This is a genomic window from Pseudomonas sp. SMN5 (assembly GCF_052041925.1).
Classification (GTDB): Bacteria; Pseudomonadota; Gammaproteobacteria; order Pseudomonadales; family Pseudomonadaceae; genus Aquipseudomonas.
Map to the genome: position 1 here is coordinate 297234 of NZ_JBKGGX010000001.1, position 15881 is coordinate 313114.

12 protein-coding genes are annotated in these 15881 nt (G+C 60.4%); 2 read left to right on the plus strand and 10 right to left on the minus strand.

Going from position 1 to position 15881, the window contains the following annotated elements; all coding sequences use genetic code 11:
* Nucleotides 1-171 precede the first annotated feature (171 nt).
* From ACLEJR_RS01225 to ACLEJR_RS01265, 9 genes are all read right to left on the minus strand, one after another.
* Nucleotides 172-1836, minus strand: a complete 1665-nt coding sequence (locus tag ACLEJR_RS01225; protein WP_440811608.1) for a diguanylate cyclase domain-containing protein — start codon at nucleotides 1834-1836, stop codon at nucleotides 172-174.
* Nucleotides 1837-2012: 176 nt separating this feature from the next.
* On the minus strand, nucleotides 2013-2711 hold the full coding sequence (locus tag ACLEJR_RS01230; protein WP_440811610.1) for an outer membrane protein: 699 nt from the start codon (nucleotides 2709-2711) through the stop codon (nucleotides 2013-2015).
* Nucleotides 2712-2776: 65 nt separating this feature from the next.
* Nucleotides 2777-3253 carry an SRPBCC family protein gene (locus ACLEJR_RS01235; RefSeq protein ID WP_440811613.1) on the minus strand — a complete coding sequence of 159 codons (477 nt, stop codon included), beginning with the start codon at nucleotides 3251-3253 and terminating at the stop codon, nucleotides 2777-2779.
* A gap of 40 nt (nucleotides 3254-3293) precedes the next feature.
* Nucleotides 3294-6707, minus strand: coding sequence for a beta-ketoacyl synthase N-terminal-like domain-containing protein (locus ACLEJR_RS01240; RefSeq protein ID WP_440811616.1), 3414 nt, complete (start codon nucleotides 6705-6707; stop codon nucleotides 3294-3296).
* A 78-nt stretch (nucleotides 6708-6785) separates the two neighbouring features.
* The gene (locus ACLEJR_RS01245; protein WP_440811619.1) at nucleotides 6786-7868 is read right to left on the minus strand and encodes an acyl carrier protein; all 1083 of its coding nucleotides are present in this window, start codon (nucleotides 7866-7868) and stop codon (nucleotides 6786-6788) included.
* 130 nt (nucleotides 7869-7998) lie between these two features.
* Entirely contained in the window at nucleotides 7999-9762 is a 1764-nt protein-coding gene (locus ACLEJR_RS01250) for an FAD-dependent monooxygenase (protein ID WP_440811622.1), read from the minus strand.
* Between the two features lie 3 nt (nucleotides 9763-9765).
* Nucleotides 9766-10377: an HAD-IB family hydrolase gene (locus tag ACLEJR_RS01255; protein ID WP_440792360.1), complete on the minus strand. Its 612-nt coding sequence runs from the start codon at nucleotides 10375-10377 to the stop codon at nucleotides 9766-9768.
* Nucleotides 10367-11869, minus strand: a complete 1503-nt coding sequence (locus tag ACLEJR_RS01260; protein WP_440811625.1) for a class I adenylate-forming enzyme family protein — start codon at nucleotides 11867-11869, stop codon at nucleotides 10367-10369. Before ACLEJR_RS01260 ends, ACLEJR_RS01255 begins: the two co-directional genes overlap by 11 nt.
* Nucleotides 11870-11950: 81 nt before the next feature.
* A complete protein-coding gene (locus ACLEJR_RS01265) occupies nucleotides 11951-12964 on the minus strand; it encodes an SDR family oxidoreductase (protein ID WP_440811628.1) in 1014 nt (337 codons plus the stop codon).
* Between the two features lie 384 nt (nucleotides 12965-13348).
* Between ACLEJR_RS01265 and ACLEJR_RS01270 the strand changes: the two genes are divergently transcribed.
* Nucleotides 13349-13945 carry a TetR/AcrR family transcriptional regulator gene (locus tag ACLEJR_RS01270; protein WP_440792363.1) on the plus strand — a complete coding sequence of 199 codons (597 nt, stop codon included), beginning with the start codon at nucleotides 13349-13351 and terminating at the stop codon, nucleotides 13943-13945.
* A 30-nt stretch (nucleotides 13946-13975) separates the two neighbouring features.
* Here the strand turns inward: ACLEJR_RS01270 and ACLEJR_RS01275 are convergent, their stop codons facing one another.
* Entirely contained in the window at nucleotides 13976-14773 is a 798-nt protein-coding gene (locus ACLEJR_RS01275) for a helix-turn-helix transcriptional regulator (RefSeq protein WP_440811631.1), read from the minus strand.
* A 96-nt stretch (nucleotides 14774-14869) separates the two neighbouring features.
* On the opposite strand from ACLEJR_RS01275, the gene ACLEJR_RS01280 reads away from it, so the two are divergent.
* Entirely contained in the window at nucleotides 14870-15826 is a 957-nt protein-coding gene (locus tag ACLEJR_RS01280; RefSeq protein ID WP_440811634.1) for a threonine dehydratase, read from the plus strand.
* Nucleotides 15827-15881: the final 55 nt, after the last annotated feature.

The window sequence follows — 15881 nt, forward strand, 5'->3', positions numbered from 1 at the left end:
TATCAGGCCTGTATCGGCGGATTCGTGAAAATCTTTCGCCACACAGCGCTGCAGTGATTCGGTCATGTGGCGTCTGCATGCCATTGCCAGGCTGAAACTACCAGCGCTTCCTGGGTTGTGACAGCCCGTGACAAATCTTTGCTCATTCTCTTCAGCCGCTGGCATGGCGTGTCAAGGCGCCAAGGCCTCGGCTTCGATACCTGGGGCCGTGGACCCCGAGGACTGATGAAACATCGCTTGGGACTTACCGGCGCGTTTGGCCCGGTAGAGCGCCGCATCGGCCTGGGCCAGCGCGGCAGTGAAATCGCCGCTGGTCCACAGTGTGGCACCGATGCTGCAGCCGATCTTGATGGGTTCTCCCGCCAGCACCACCGGTTCGGCCAGCTTCGCGATGATTCGTTGGGCTGCACTCTGTAGGTTGTCCAAGGATTCGCCTGTCCGCAGGCGCAGCAGAAGCACGAACTCATCGCCGCCGTGCCGCACGGCAATGTCGCCTTCGCGTACGGCCGACAGCAGCCGGGTGCCGACCTCGCGAAGCAGTTCATCACCGACGGCGTGGCCGAAGCGATCATTGACCGGTTTAAAGCCGTCGAGGTCCAGGCACAGGACGCCGAACTCAGGTGGAGCCTGCACTTCGCTGCCCAGCGCCTCGATGTACTTGTCCAGCGCCGCCCGGTTGGGCAGGCCGGTGACGACGTCGCGGTAGGCGATGCCCTCGACCAGCGCCAGCTGGCCACCTTTACGGGTCAGGCTGTCGACCAGATGACGGATCGCGATACTCAGTGTTTCGACTTCACGGGCGCCCTTGAGCAGCGGGATGCTCACATCGGCCCCTTCGGAGAGGCGAGCAGCCGCGTCGGCAATGAGGTTCACCGGGCCTGTGAGAATGCCTGCGACAATCCAGCCGATGATCGCAAACACGATGGACAGGATGCCGCCCCACAAGAGTATTTCGTTGCGTAGCGAATGGGCCTGGGCGAAGGCGGCTTCAGCAGGCTGGCGCGTGATCACGGTCCACCCCAGCCCCGGATAACCATCGACCCCGACGCTTTGTGCCGCACCGGCCAGGTACAGACGGCCGTCCTGCCAGCGCTCTACCGACCCACTCTGCCCGCCACCGGTATGCAACGCGATTCCGACGGGTTTGCCGATCATCTCCTTGGGGCCAAGCAGCACGGTACCGTCCTTGCTGATGACCAGAAACTCCAGGCCCGGCAGGCGCTTTTGCAACGGTTCGAACAACGAACGCCCAACCTCGGCCGCCCATTCCCAGGAGAGGTGCGCGGCAAGGACGCCGGTCAGTTGCCCGGCGTCATTGTTGATCGGCATGCTGATGTCGACAAACTTCATCGCTTCCCCGGACGGGTTGGGCAGTAGCTTGGCGAGCATCACCGCCTCGTGCACGTCACCGATGAAAGTCTGTTCGCGGGCGTTGCTGAACACCGGCCTTTTCGAGATGTCCGCGCCCAGCAGCAGGCCGTCGGTCGAAGCGAGCACCTTGCCCTGGGCATCGGTCAGGCCGATCCATGAATAGCTCGGAAACTGCTCGCTGAGGTGATCGAGCAGCGCCCGTGCCTGATCGATATCGGCAGTGTTGCGCAACGCCTCCAGCTGACTCAGCACGGTCAGTCCCTTGGCGCGGCTGCTCATGTCGCGGTCTAGACGATCCACCATTGAATAGGCGTACTCGCTCAGCTGACGTCCGGTCTGTTCCTTGAGTCTGGAGATGGAGGATTCGCCGATCACGGCGCCGAAGATGCAACTGAGCAGCAGCACGACCAGCGCGACGACGATGGCAAAGCGTGCCCGTAGGCTTTGAAAGAGGAGGGAATACATAACGGTGTTCCAGGGTGTAATCGAAAGGCCTGAGTTCCCTGGCGTTTTTTTTGTTTATGGTCGCAGAATTTGTCTGTCTAGGGTACTGGGCATTCGAACGAATCAACCGCTCCGAGGTTATGTCGGCAAGCCAGGGCAGGCGCCCCGCAGGGCAAGGCGCCGGCTTATCGTGGTAATTACAGCCAATAACGCAGGCCAAGCATCAAGGACTGCGCGTTGTACTCGGTGCTCACGTCACCCTGGGGCAGGCCCTGGATATTGCCGTAGTGGGCTTCGCGGGTCTTGAAATACCGGTAATCCAGGGACATGGACCAGTGCTCGGAGAGTTCATAGCCCAGCCCCGCACCGAGTTGATAGGCCGGGACGGTGTCGCGATGGGTCCCGCCGAACTGGACGCCGCCAGCTTCCAGGCCACTGATGGTCAGCACCGCATAACCCAGGCCACCGCCCACATACGGGGTGAGCCGGCTCAATGGAGCGGGCAGATTGGTGACGTCATACCAGAGGTTGGCCATGATGCTGCTGGCTTCCTCCTTGCCTTTGCCCTGGATACTGCCGCCGCCCTCGTAGACGCGGTGATTGAACTGGTCCAGGGTGTTCCTGCGATAGGCGACTTCCACTTCCGGCCTCAGCCCGACCGGGAAACCCCAGCCCACGGCCAGCCCGGTGGCGTAGCCCGAATGCAGCGGCTGGTTGTACTGAATTTCGACGAAGTCGAGGTCGTTCTGGGTCAAGTCCTGTCTGGCGACCCAGTTCACGCCACCCATGGCACTGACATAGGGGCCGAGCGTGTCGGCGACGCTGATCGCTGGTGCGAGGACACCCAGGCCGACGATGCCCATCGCGAGATACTGGGTGCTTTTCTGTAAGTTCATGCTAGGTCCATGTAAGGCGGTTATTGATAAGTCAGCAAAAGATTTGCGCAGCGAGCGCGGTGCGTTCACACCAGGTGCAGGTGCGAAGAATTTTTCCCCGGGCTCGTCGCGCCCTGTGCATGGGTGCGCTGCTCAGCCAGGCTGCACAGGTTGTCCAGCGCCTTGGTCATTGCTGCGCTCAGTGCTTTGCGCAGCAGTGCGCGGTACAAAAAACTCAATGGGCCGCAGATCCGCGCAGTGTGGATGACCTGGGTTTCATCGGCGGAAAGCCGGCGCATCCGGTGATCGAACTCAAGGTCGATCCACAGCAGCCTCGCGCTGTTGCGATAACTCTCATGCAGGTTCACGGCCTGGAGTTTCAACGGCATGGTCAGGCCATTGCGCAGCACACACTTGCCGCGGGTTCCGGCGATGAATGGGCCGTCGAGTTCGCAATGGCGCACATCGGTGTCCCATAGGGGCGCCTGGGCAAAATCGCTCCAGATCTTCCAGATTTCCGAAGGCGGGGACTTGACTATGACTTGCACTTTTACGTCGTTCATGGCGACACCTGGTTTGAGGTGAGGGGGCACATTCGTCGCCTCAGGCGGCTGGCGCTGACTGGCTCAGCACCTGGGCGGTAATGGTGGCTTGACCAATCTTCTCGCCCCGGTTGAACAGGTCGATATAGATACGATTGGTTTTGAATGACTGCAGTTGCGCTTCAAAGCCGGCTTGCGGGGCCAATGACAACGGACTGTTGCGCGGGATCGGACGCTCCAGGGTGAACGTCAGCGCCAGCAGGTTCATGGGCGTGTCGAGGGGAATGCGCAAATGACCATGGGCAATCTGCATGTAGCACTGGCGGGCGACCTCCAGGAAATACACCATCGAACAGTGGTCGGGATCCCCGTCGCGGAAGAAGTGCTCGTCCGGCAGCCTCACTGTGTCCACGCTCAGACCCTGGGCGACGCTGCTGATGTCGCTGACGATCACGTTCTCTTCCCGATGCTTGTGCAGCAAGGCTTTGTCATGGCAGCGAGTGGCCGGGAAGTCACCGGCCGGCTGTGTCTCGAATGCCGAGCTGTAGGCCATGCCGAGCACACAGGTACACATCAGTTTTGCGCCTTGGGTAACCCTGGCGTTGAACACCTGCGGGTCGTCACCCTGCTGCAGATGCAGCTCGATCGGCGCGTCTTTTTGCACGTACTGCTGGAACTTGATGTTCAGGGTTTTGACATAGGCCACCCGACCGCTCAGGGGCGGCGTCGCCAGCTCGATCAATTGCAAGACGCCTTCAAGCAACAGGATGCCGGGGATATGGTCCAGCGGGTGATCGAAGAAGTACGGATGCGTTTCGTCCACCCGTAACCGCGCCCGCAGTGACCCGGCGCTGCGCTGGATGTCGGTGATGACCTGGTTTTGGGCTCGGCGCGGCCACTGCGCCGGGCGTTGGGCTTGGCTACCGCGGTGCAGGGCGAACAGGCTTTCCATGGCGAGAACCCGGACACGCAGCCCGGAAAGCACCGTACTAGTCAACATGTCGCTGAGTTGCAGCACATCAACGCCGGCATGGCGCGGCTCGGGAGCCCGGCTGACCTCTCGGACCGCGGTAGCGACCGATTGCAACGCTCGGGACGCGCCATGGGCGAAGCGCAGCATGAACGGGTGTTTGATAGAGGTGGGGGTGTTCGCCGCAGGAGTCCATTGGCGAAGCTTCTCGGTAAACAACCACATCACTGCCTTGGCGCCTTCCCGCACTTCGATCACGCTGTGAGTCGGCCCTCTCAATGCCACAGCCAACAAGGTATCGATACCACTGGCTTCTGCCAGGTAGCCGGTGATTTCCCCTAGCGACCCGCTAGCCGGAGCCCCTTGGGGTTTGAGCTCGCAGACTTCGGCGTTCGCGTACCGACTGCGCGCGTTACCCGACAGTCGGCAGGCCTCTTCCAATGAGCTGGCGGCATGGGCGAGCACCGCCGAACGGATCACCAGCAGCGGTGGGTCGTTGCTGTCCGCCTGGTAAGGACGCAGGGCAACCACGCCCAGGCCTTCCCCTTGCAACGTGGTGGAGCGCCGCGCCCGTTCGACCTCGATTTCAGCGCTCAGAAAACGGCCTGCACCGAGCAACAGCGTGGTGATGCCTTGCTCGAACCAGTGCCGGGAGGCCAGCAGGGTTTGCCAGAACAGGCCTGCGCTGCCGACCAGGGTCTGGTGGAAACCCTTGAAGTCAAAAATCTGCGCCGGGTAGCCGGACAGCATATTCGGCAACATTGTCGCCACGTCACTTACCTCGACGCCCGGTGCCCTGCCTTGGCCCTGGGAATAGAAGTGCTGTGCGCTGCTGTAGGCATTGCTGAAGCGTTCGCCGCCCATGTTGCAGCACATGACCATTGCCGTGCCGGCGGAGCCCGCCACATCTGGCAGGCGTCGCAGCAGATGATTGACCCGGTCGGTGATCAACAGCTTGAACGGATCGACATGAGCCAAGGGCTTGGGCCCCATGCCGTAACCGTCGATATCGATGAGCTGATCCTGCGCCAGGAATTTGCCCAGCAAAGGTCGCGTAGCGGCAACGGTGTAATCGACGAAGCGCCCGTAAGGGAAGGTCACCGGCGCTTCTGGCGGTTCGTCGAGCTGTTGCGCGAATGCCTCCAGGCCCTTTTGGCCGCCGAACGCGGCTTCCGCCTCGACAACGGCAAGGTCCAGCATCAGCACACCGGGGGTGGCCCTGGGCGCGGCGGGGTGGTTGCCAGAAAGATATTCATCCACCACCAGATGCGCGTTGGCGCCGCCGAAGCCGAAACTGGAGATGCCGATCCGGATCGCTGACTGCCGATCCGCCAGGGATTGCACCTGTTCAGTGGCAAGCTTCAGGCAGGTCGCGTCGACTTTCGCGCTGGGAAGGTAGTCGGGTTGGGGCGGGATGCCTTTATGTCGCAGAATCATCAAGGCCTTGGCCAGCGAAGCGCCTCCGGCGGCGGCCAAAGGATGGCCGATCACCGATTTGATCGAACCGATGGTGATTTTGCTGGCGCCGTTGCGGTGCGGGCCGAAGAAGCTGTCGAGCGAGGCCAGCTCGGTGGCGTCGCCCAAGGGCGTGCCGGTGCCGTGGGTCTCGATGTAGTCAACAGCGCTTGGGTCCAGATCCGCGTAGGCACGTTGGTAAGCCGAGTACTGCGCCTTTTTGCCTGGGGCGAACACCGAGCCTTCGGCACCGTCGGCGGAAAGCCCCAACGCTCGGACGATACCCAGCGGCTCGCGCCGGGCGCCCAGTGCGTGCGCCACGGGCTCCACCAGGAACGCCACCGCGCATTCACCCGGTACGATGCCGTCGGCGTCCTGGCCGAACGCTTCCATCCGGGCCCGGGCGGAAAAAGCTGTCAGCTGTGAAAAACCCAGGAATAGCGCTGGGGGCAGCACGGTGTTGAGCGCCATGACAATCGCGTTATCCGCCTGGCCGCTGTTGACCAGCGCCTGGGCCATATCGATGGCGTAGGGAAATGAGCTGCAAGCGGTATCCACCGACAGTGCCGGCCCGCCCAAGGCGAACGCCGCAGCCAGCTCGGCCACTTGTTCGCCCGGTGTGTAGCCGCGCAGCGCGTCGTCGTGTCCGTTCGCGCCAGTTGCGAAATAACTCTCGTCACTCCAGGACGTCGCGACCACCAACGCGGTGCGGCCGGTGGTCAGCGCAGCGCCCTGGGCGGCAAGCTGAGCCAGCAGCGTGCGTAGCACTTTCTTGCCAATGGCCACCTGTCGCCCTTCGTGGCGTGAGGGTGTCGAGGGTTCATCGGCCAGGCAGAACGCGCTGTCCAGATACACGCGGTCCTTTTCGCCGGCCTTGGTCGAATAAATGGATGCCTTGTCCAATTCCCAACGCGTAGGCATCGATTCGATGGGCGCTCTGTGCCCCTGGGACAACAAATGCCAGAGTGCGTCCGTAGACGGTGCTCCTGGAAATTCGCCGGCCATTGCGCTGAAGCAGAAATCATCCGCTGTTGTGACTGCGCCACTCATACCTTGTCTCCTGATCGCCTGATGCTGGGTGCTCTGTTCGAGCACCCGGATTCCCTTCCTGTATCTGCCGCGCCCCGCTCAACTCAGCCTTTGCAGAAGGGCCATGGCATCCTGCGGTGTGCGACGGGACATCAGCGCTTCGCCGGCGAACTCGCTGGTTGCGCATTGCTGCGCCATGGATTGGCAAAGGGTCTCGCGAGCGAACCCGTTGAGGCCCAGCTGTGCGAAAGGCATCTGAATGTCGATCGACCCTGCCGTGTCGGCGACCAAGGGCGAAAGGGCGCCGATCAGCGGGTGGGTGTCCTGCTCCCGAGCGTCCGTTGCAGCGCCCTGTTGCCCGTCGACCGGAGCCGCCACCGGGGCGGGATTGGCCAAGGCTGTGGTGATCAGGTCAATGGTCGCCTGGGGGAACTTCGCATTGGCCAGTTCGCTGCCGTTGGCCTTGAGTTGCGGCCACATTGCGACAACCGATTCGAGGAAGTCCAACTGCACCAGCGAGTCGAGTCCCAGGCTTTCGTAGCTCTGGCTCGGGTCGATCTGCTCGGCGGTAAAGCCGGTGATCGCTGCCAGTTGCTCAAGTACCCAGCCATGGACGTCCACCGCAGGCGCTTGAGAATCGGCTTCGAGCCGCGCCAGCAGCACCGTGGGCGTGGACGCATCGAACAACTGGGAGGTCAGGGCTTTTTTCTGCGGGAAGTGTTGGCCGAGGGATTCGAACAGGTCCACCAGTCCGAGGGAGTCGATTCCCAGGCTTTCGAAGCTCTGATCGAAGTCGATCTGTTCCGGTTTGAAGCCGGTGACCGAACTGAGTTCGGCACGCAGCCAACCGGCGTAGTCGAGCGTCGGCGTCTGTTCAATGATCGGCGCGGCAGCCAGCACTGCTGTATCCGTGAGCACCGGTTCCAGCACCGCAACGCCGCGGTCGACCGGAGCCTCGTTGCCATGGGCGTAGACACCTTCGAGTACCTGTTGATGGGCATTGAAGTAGTGCGCGGTGACGGATTCGGCCTGCTCCAGCAGCCGCATCAGGATCGATTCCTTGGCGATGTTGGATTCGCACAATGATTCGATGATTTTTTCCGAGAGGGAAAAGTAGCTGTGGGCTATTTTTCCATTGGACACGATGAATTCCTGCACAACATCGTTGAGTTGCAAGCGCATGAGGTTCTCCTAACCAGAGTCGAGTGAAATTCCATGGACGGAAAAATCAGAAGACAGGAAAAATCAAAGTCATGGCCCGGGGGCTGGGCCTTGTAATGGGTCAATTCAAACGGGCAGTCGTCAAAGAGACTTAAAGTTGGAGTTCCACTGCGTCGATCTCGGCAGACGTTGTTTTAATTGCACCCTTGAGCAGTCCGGACCTGACATTCAGATAGGTGACGAGCGTCATCGCATCTGCACCCTGGAAGGCGATATAGCCATCGGGACGGACCAGCATCAGCGTGCCTTGTTGCGCGTGGTAACGCTTATGCAGGCGCCAGTCGGGGTCCAGCAGCGTCGAGTGCCAGCCCGGCAGCCCATCAATGCTCAGGGCATCGATCACGCAATACGCCTTGATGGCCGGATAGTCCTTTTCCACCGATTCGGCCAGCGAGTAATAGCCTGGCAGCAAGGGCGAGAACTGGTCGGCCGCGCTGAAAATCAACAGCGTGAAAGTGCCATGGAACAAGTCGATCAGCCGTTTCGGCGGCAGCCCTTGCAGCTGCCACAGTTCGACATCGGGCGCCAGTTGGCCGGCCCGGGGCACGGGCGATTGAAATTCGGGTTTCTGGCCTTTTCTGTCCCAATTCCTGCGTTGCTTTTTCGTCAGCGATTCCTGGATGTAGTCACTTTTGCCGTAGTGATACTGATGGCCGGAAATCATCGACGGCAGTTTGCGCTGGACTTTCTTGCGGTTGCTCAGCAGGGGCAGAATGTTGTCCCGCAGCCAGACCAGGGCGCGCTGCCTGACGGTGATCAACCCCGTCAAACGATGGGCGGTGTTCTCCACTTCGAGCGCCACCGGGTAGCGTTCTTCGTTGTAGCTTTCCAGCAGGGACGGCTCCGCCAGGCCCTGGTCGACGTAGGCCATTTTCCAGGCCAGGTTATAAGCCTCGGATACCCCGAGGTTCATCCACTGCCCGCCAATCGGGCTGCCGATATGCGCCGCATCCCCCACCAGGAACACCGATCCCTGCTGCATCGTCTGCACGCGGCGATGCTGGAAAGAGGCGATGGTGGTGGAGGAAATATTCGACAAGGTCATCTTCTGCCCGCGTCCTTCGCACAGTCGCTGGAAATTCTCCAGGCTCAGTAAAGGCCGTTCACCTTCGGGCGGCAGGTTGTAGGGCATCTCGATGAACAGCCGATAGCGAGACTGGTCGCTGATGGGCGCCACCGCCACATAACCGTCCTGCGCCCCGAGGAAGAACGCGCCCTCATCCTTGCTGCCAGACCACTGGATATCGGCGTCGGCGAGCATGAAGAAGCGGTCGTAGGACGAGCCCTCGAAGGTCATGTCCAGGCGTTTTCGGATGTTGCTGCGAGCGCCGTCACAGGCAGCCACCCAGCGTGTGGTGAAGCTTTCGGCAGTGCCGTCAACGTGGCGCAGCGTCATGCGCACCGAGCCCGGCTGGTTTTCCAGATCGACCAGTTCGGTGTTCCACTCCACCTCTGCGCCCAACTCATTGAGTCGCTCGAGCAGAATCTTCTCGGTCTGCGGTTGGGGCAGGCTCAGGAGCAGCGGGTAGGGGGCGTCCAGGTAGGAGAAGTTGTAGTTCAACACTCGCTTGCCGTTGGACTGCACCGAAAACTGGTTGATGGTGAAGCCGTCGCTGACGGCCTGGTCGGCCACACCCAGGTCGCGAAAGATTTCCAGGGTGCGCGAGTGAATCGCCATGGCCTTGGTCGCGGTCGAAGGGCCGGCATTCTTTTCAATGATGCGAAACGACACGCCCCATTTTTTCAACATGATCGCCAGGGACAGGCCGATCGGGCCCGCGCCTACGATCATCACGGTCGGGTAGTTGCCGGGGCGTTTGAAGTGCTGGGGAGCCAGCGTGCTCATAGTGTTCATCGGTCAGTACCAGTTTCTGTAGAACGGGGAGTTGGCAATGCCGAGCAGCGCGTCATCGCCCGATGAGTCGCCGTAGGCGTAGATGTAAAAGTCATCGAGGTTGCTCAGGCAGCCTTTGAGCCGCGTGACTTTTTCCCTTTCGACGCAATTGGTACCCGATATGCCGCCGGTCAGCCGGTTCCTGGCCGTGGCCAGGCGGGTGCCGCACACATAGTCGAAGCCGGCGGCCTTGCCCCAGGGGATCAGGTAGTTCTCCGGTGAGTTACTGACCAATGCCGTGATGTGGCCCTTGGATTGATGCCATTGCAGACGACGCAGGGCCTCGGGCCGGAGCCAGAGCGGCAGCAGTTCGCTGATGAAGTATTTGGCGTGTTCGCGTTCCTGTTCCACCGATAGTCCGCCCAGGTAGCAGGCGATGAACGCCAGCCGGGCTTGCATCAACGGTGTGATGCCAATGATCACGCTGAGCATCTTAGGCAACAGCGGGATGATCCTGAGCCAGAAAGCGCGCGTGCCGGCGATGTAGCGCATGTAGCGCCAGAACGTATGGCGGTCGGTCAAGGTGCCGTCGAAATCGAACACGGCCAGTATCGGTTTTGTGTGGTCAGCTTGCATAACTCTCTTCCTTGAGCGCGACGATCTCGATGGTCTTGGGCAGCTTGAAGCCCGACAGGTCCCGGGCGAGCAGCGTGGCGATAGCGTTCGGGGTCAGGCTTGCGCGGCCCTCGACGCACAGGTGCAGGACGTTGACGTCCTTGTGATCGGGAACGATGTAAGCCTTGGCGCGGACCACATCGGGATGCTTCAGGGCAATGGACTCGATTTCCGTAAGGTCGACCATCTGCGCCTTGATCTTGGAAATCCGCAGGCGCTGGCAGTAGAAAAACACATGCCCGTCGTCGTCCCGCCAGACCAGGTCACCGGTGTGGAACCAGCCGTCATGGAAGAACCGTGCGTTGGCATCCTCGGCGTCGCTGTAGCCTTCGATCACCATCGAACCGCGGATCAGCAGTTCGCCGATGCGGCCCGGCACCACGTCCTGCCCCTGGGCGTCGACGACCCGCAATTCCACCCCGCTGATTGGTAGGCCCATGGCGCCACGGTGCACGTTGGCAATCGAGCTCTGGACGATCACCGGCATGCTCTCGGTCAGCCCGTAGCCTTGCAGCACCGGGTCACAGCCGAGCAACTTGCCCAGCTTGTCGGCTTCATCGGCCGGCAGGTGGCTGCCGCCCGAGTAGATCATCAGTTGCGGATGCAGCGGCAACAGCGCGCCTTTGCGTTTGGCCAGGCGGGTATTGAAGTAGCGGATGACGTCGGGCACCAGGCAGGCAAAGGTCACCTGATGTTCCGACAGGACCTCTGCCAGGTCGCGATTGAGCAGGGTGTTGGTCATGAGCAGGGTGGCACCCACGCTCAACGGAAACACCATCATCACCGAGAGCCCGAAGATGGCATACAGCGGCAATGTCACCAAGTGAACCGAGCCAACGCCCTGCGGATGGAAGTGCTCATGCAGCCCATCGCTCGATTGCGTCAGGTCGAGGTACCGGTGGCACACCGCCAGGGGTTTGCCGAGGCCGCGATAGGTGAACTGCATCGACACGATCGGGTTGCCTTCGGGCAGCTCCAACGCAGCCGTCTGACGGGGCAGCGCGCAGAACGCCGTCGCATCGGCGGGCAGGGCAGATGCCCGCTCGCTGCCGGCGTCCAGGACCAAGGCCGCCTGGAAGGTCTCGCCGTGTTGCTCAAGCAGCGTTTCGGTTGTCACCACCAGCGTCGGCCTGGCAATGCTCACGACGCTGGTCATCTCGAACGGCGTCAGCTTGTAGTTCAGGATGACCGGAATGGCGCCACGCCCGATGAGCGCCAGATAACAGGCGATGAACGCCACGCCATTGGGCAGGACCAGCGCTACCTTGTCGCCTGGCGATACGTCCAGCGCCGCGAGGGCGCCGTTGTATTCTTCAGCCTTGATTCGCAATTGCCGGTAAGTGACGGTCTCTTCTTCGGCGTCCAGATGGCGGATAGCAATCTGTTCGGGAACAGATTCCGAAAAATGGACAAAGCGATGCAGAAAACCTTCTTTATATAAAAGGTCTTTCATTTACCAACCTCTCTCAATCCTTGGATGTATGGCTAGTCAAAAAAAGTACTACAGAGGCAGGCTATATATGAATTGTTTCAATCAAGCATCAATGTAGTTGTTGTTCCGATACCAATTAAGCGTATCGGTGAGTGTTTCAGTTACCGGGCGGAATTTGCATTCCAGTTCTCGCGAACTTTTATTATGGCTGAAGTGAGTACGGCCTTGTTCCTGTTCCATGAGCTTGACCGTAGACGTACTGATCAGGACCGGCTTCCTGGTCATTCGATAATAACCTTCGTAGAGCAGGGCGATGATCCGCAGCATGAACAGTGGAACTTTGCGTTCCGGTGCCTTTACGCCACTGACGCTGGACAGCGCCTGGAAAATGCTCTTCATGTCCATGTGTCGACCGGCCGCCAGGTAGCGCTCTCCGGATCTGCCACGTGTGATCGCCGCGAGTTGATGCTCGGCGACATCCCGGGCATCAACGACAGAAAAGCTCCCGGGCAGCACGCCAGGCAGTTTTTGTCCGACAAAATCCAGCAGGAACTGTCCTGACGAAGTAGGGCCGATGTCTCCGGGACCAAACATCCAGCCCGGCAACACCATAGCGACAAACATGTCCGGATGTTGCGACAGGAATGCCTGGACCTTCTGTTCGGACAATATCTTGCTCAAGTAGTAATCGTCAGCCTCTGCTTCACTGCGGGACATGGTTTCGTCGATCACTTGATCTTTATTGCCCTTGAGGACGGCAATGGAAGAGGTATGGACGGCGCGCCGGATGCCGGCGTCATAGGCAGCCTGGAGCAGGCGCTCGGTGCCAATGACATTGGTGTCGTAGAGTTTCTGCCAATGTTTGCCGCCCTTGTAGCTGTCGCGGAAATAGGCCGCCGTATGAAACAGCGCGTCACAGCCATGCAAGGCGTGACTGAAGGCGTCGACGTCGAGCATGTCGCCTTCGACCAGCTCGACCGGCAGGTTGCCGAATTGCTTGCGGGCTTTGTCCACCGATCGAACCAGCGCCGTTACCTTGATGTTTCGTTTCAGCAGCGCGTGAACGACATTGTTTCCGAGCAGGCCAGTAGCGCCTGTGACGAAGGCATGTTCCATCAAAATCCAGCTCCCTGTGAGGTGACTGGTCATTGCGACAGGCTGTGAATCCGTGACTCGCAACCCTGACCAGGCGTTGGGCTCCACCAACGGCGCAAGTAAAAACCATTCGGTATCTGAAAATCAAGTGGTATTTCACATCGTCTCGTCAGGCTCGCCTGGTGCCACGCTTTTCGGGCCTGGGAGCGTCCTTCGCAGCTGCGGAGCAATCTGGCACTCCCGCTACATGGCCATTACATGGCACTTCCTAAAACTTAAAATGTAAATACTAGGCTGAGGCGAGTATAAGATATGATGTCCGACGCCGATGCCGTGCGGTGACTAGGCGATGTGTCGCAAGCAGTTGCAAGTGCGTATTTTTATTTGGCCAAAGGAGCCGAGGGCGTGATTAAAAAGAGACTAGGTCGAGAAGAGAGCCAGCAACTAACAAGAGATAAACTGTTCGATACCGCCACTGATCTGATGATCAAGAAAGGCTTTCATGCCGCCAGCGTAAATGTCATTTCCGAAGAGGCAGGTTTTTCCAAAGGCGCTTTTTTTTCCAACTTTGAAAGCAAGTCCGACCTGCTTTTGCAATTGACTCAGCGATTCAAGCGCGTCGAGATCGACCGTTTGAGCGCCACCTTGAACGCGGGCTATACCTCCGAGCAACTGGCCCAAGGTTTGAATGCTTATATCGACACGCTCAAGAACAACACCAGCTGTGCAATTCTTGACGCCGAACTTCAGCTGATCGCCTTGCGCGATGAAGAATTTTCAGCGCATTACTATGACTTGCATGAAGAAAACAGCGTGGCCCTGGGCAAGTTGATTGCCATCATCTTCAATCATGCCGGCAAGAAACCGCCCTTGGCCGACGCTGCGCTTGCGAGAACTTTCACTGCCTTGTCGGAAGGCTTGATACTGCAAGGGCACAAAGATCCAGCGGCGGAAATAAAGTTAGTGTTGAACTCGCTTATCCAGACTGCGGAGCCGCTTTGAATGCTGGCTGGCAAACCATAAAAGCCTGATTCAGCAGCTGCGCAACGCGCCGGGACTGACCCCCAGGCGCTGCTTGAAAACTGTCGTCATATGCGCCTGGGAACTGAAGCCGCAGGCGAGGGCGATTGCGCTCAATCCTGCGGTCGAATCGCGCATCAGCGCGCGAGCCTTGCTGAGACGGCGGTCGATCAGGTAGCTGTGGGGACTTTTTCCCGTGGCGTTCTTGAAGGCCCGCATGAAATAGCCTTCTGACAATCCGAGCAGTTGCGCCATGGCCGATACACCGAGAGGGCCGTCGAGGCCCGCATCGATGAACTCATCCAGCAGACGCATCCGGTTGCCGCTGAGTGCTCCATGAGGACTTGCTGTCGTCCCGGTCACCCGCTCAGCGAGTGCAATGGCCCAGGTTTCCCAATCGTCCACCACCGATGCCCGTAACAGCGCGCCGCGCATGCGGTGTGCGAGGATCATGGCCTGGCCGTCGATACGATTGTTGAAGGGCTGGGTTCCCGCCAGCGCCGTTGCGTCGGTGCGGATCACACGCAAGTACTCGCCGCCCTGGGGGGATTCGGAAAACACATCGCAGCCCATGGGAACGAACGCCAGGCCGTTGGGCATGGCCTCGAACGGATGCACCCGATCGCTGCCTATGGCATGCAGGCCGCGTTGGCTATCGAAGGCAAAGCCAATCGCCGACTGGCTCGCTACGTACCGGGTGGCATAGGCGCTGCCGGGTAGCAACTCAATCGCCCAGGGGCCAGCCTCAATGCGGCGGACCGGTTCGGGAAGCATCGGCTGTTGGCGGTTTCGATGGCTCATGAACGGCATAGTAATGAAGAACCCAGCTGAAAGTCAGGTCAGTTTTCTGGAAGCCCGGCTTTGAGGCCTCTGGCTAGACTCTGCGCAAAAACCTGGAGGCCCATCATGCACCGACTGACCCGCCACGAGATCGAAGAGGCTGCCCGCCACGTATACCAAGTTATGCCCGCCACCGCCCAGTACGCCTGGCCATTGCTGGCCGAACGGCTCGGTTGCACGGTGTGGGTCAAGCACGAGAACCACACGCCAACCGGCGCTTTCAAGGTCCGCGGCGGCGTGACCTTCATGCATTGGCTCAAGCGCGAGCATCCGCAGGCACAGGGCATCGTCACGGCGACCCGTGGCAACCATGGCCAGAGCCTGGCGCTGGCGGCCAGTGCCCTGGGTTTGAAAGCGCTGATCGTCGTACCCAAAGGCAATTCGCCGGAAAAGAATAACGCCATGCGCGGTTTTGGCGGCGAAGTGATCGAGTACGGGCGAGATTTCGACGAGGCCCGTGAAGAGGCTGCGCGCCTGGCTCAAGTCCACGGCCTGTTCCTGGTGCCGCCGTTCCACCCTGAACTGGTCAAGGGCGTGGCGACGTATGCCCTGGAGCTGTTCAACGCGGTGCCGGACCTGCACACGGTCTACGTGCCGATCGGTTGTGGCTCGGGCATCTGCGCGGTCATTGCCGCCCGCGATGCGTTGGGCCTCAAGACGCAGGTGGTGGGCGTGGTGTCCACCGAGGCCGCGGCGGCGAAGCTATCGTTCGAGGCGGGTACGCTGTGCGAGACCCCGTCAGCGGATACGTTCGCTGATGGCCTGGCCGTACGCCGGCCGATTCCCGAGGCGTTCGCCATCTATGAAGGCGGCGCGGCACGGATCGTGTCGGTTAGCGATCAGGAAATCGCCGAGGCCATGCGGGTTTACTACACCGACACCCATAACCTCGCAGAAGGCGCCGGCGCAGCGGCCTTGGCCGCACTGATGCAGGAGCGGGAAGCGATGCAGGGCAAAAGAGTGGCGGTGATTCTGTCCGGTGGCAATGTGGATCGTTCGGTGTATACAGCAGTGATCGGTTAACCGTGGCTGGCGGCGATCGATAAACAAAAGGCAGCCAGACAGTGCCCAATCCGTG

Coding starts and splice junctions, on each gene's coding strand:
- ACLEJR_RS01225 (WP_440811608.1), bottom strand. CDS start 1,836: ATGTATTCCCTCCTCTTTCAAAGCCTACGGGCACGCTTTGCCATCGTC.
- ACLEJR_RS01230 (WP_440811610.1), bottom strand. CDS start 2,711: ATGAACTTACAGAAAAGCACCCAGTATCTCGCGATGGGCATCGTCGGC.
- ACLEJR_RS01235 (WP_440811613.1), bottom strand. CDS start 3,253: ATGAACGACGTAAAAGTGCAAGTCATAGTCAAGTCCCCGCCTTCGGAA.
- ACLEJR_RS01240 (WP_440811616.1), bottom strand. CDS start 6,707: ATGAGTGGCGCAGTCACAACAGCGGATGATTTCTGCTTCAGCGCAATG.
- ACLEJR_RS01245 (WP_440811619.1), bottom strand. CDS start 7,868: ATGCGCTTGCAACTCAACGATGTTGTGCAGGAATTCATCGTGTCCAAT.
- ACLEJR_RS01250 (WP_440811622.1), bottom strand. CDS start 9,762: ATGAACACTATGAGCACGCTGGCTCCCCAGCACTTCAAACGCCCCGGC.
- ACLEJR_RS01255 (WP_440792360.1), bottom strand. CDS start 10,377: ATGCAAGCTGACCACACAAAACCGATACTGGCCGTGTTCGATTTCGAC.
- ACLEJR_RS01260 (WP_440811625.1), bottom strand. CDS start 11,869: ATGAAAGACCTTTTATATAAAGAAGGTTTTCTGCATCGCTTTGTCCAT.
- ACLEJR_RS01265 (WP_440811628.1), bottom strand. CDS start 12,964: ATGGAACATGCCTTCGTCACAGGCGCTACTGGCCTGCTCGGAAACAAT.
- ACLEJR_RS01275 (WP_440811631.1), bottom strand. CDS start 14,773: ATGCCGTTCATGAGCCATCGAAACCGCCAACAGCCGATGCTTCCCGAA.
- ACLEJR_RS01280 (WP_440811634.1), top strand. CDS start 14,870: ATGCACCGACTGACCCGCCACGAGATCGAAGAGGCTGCCCGCCACGTA.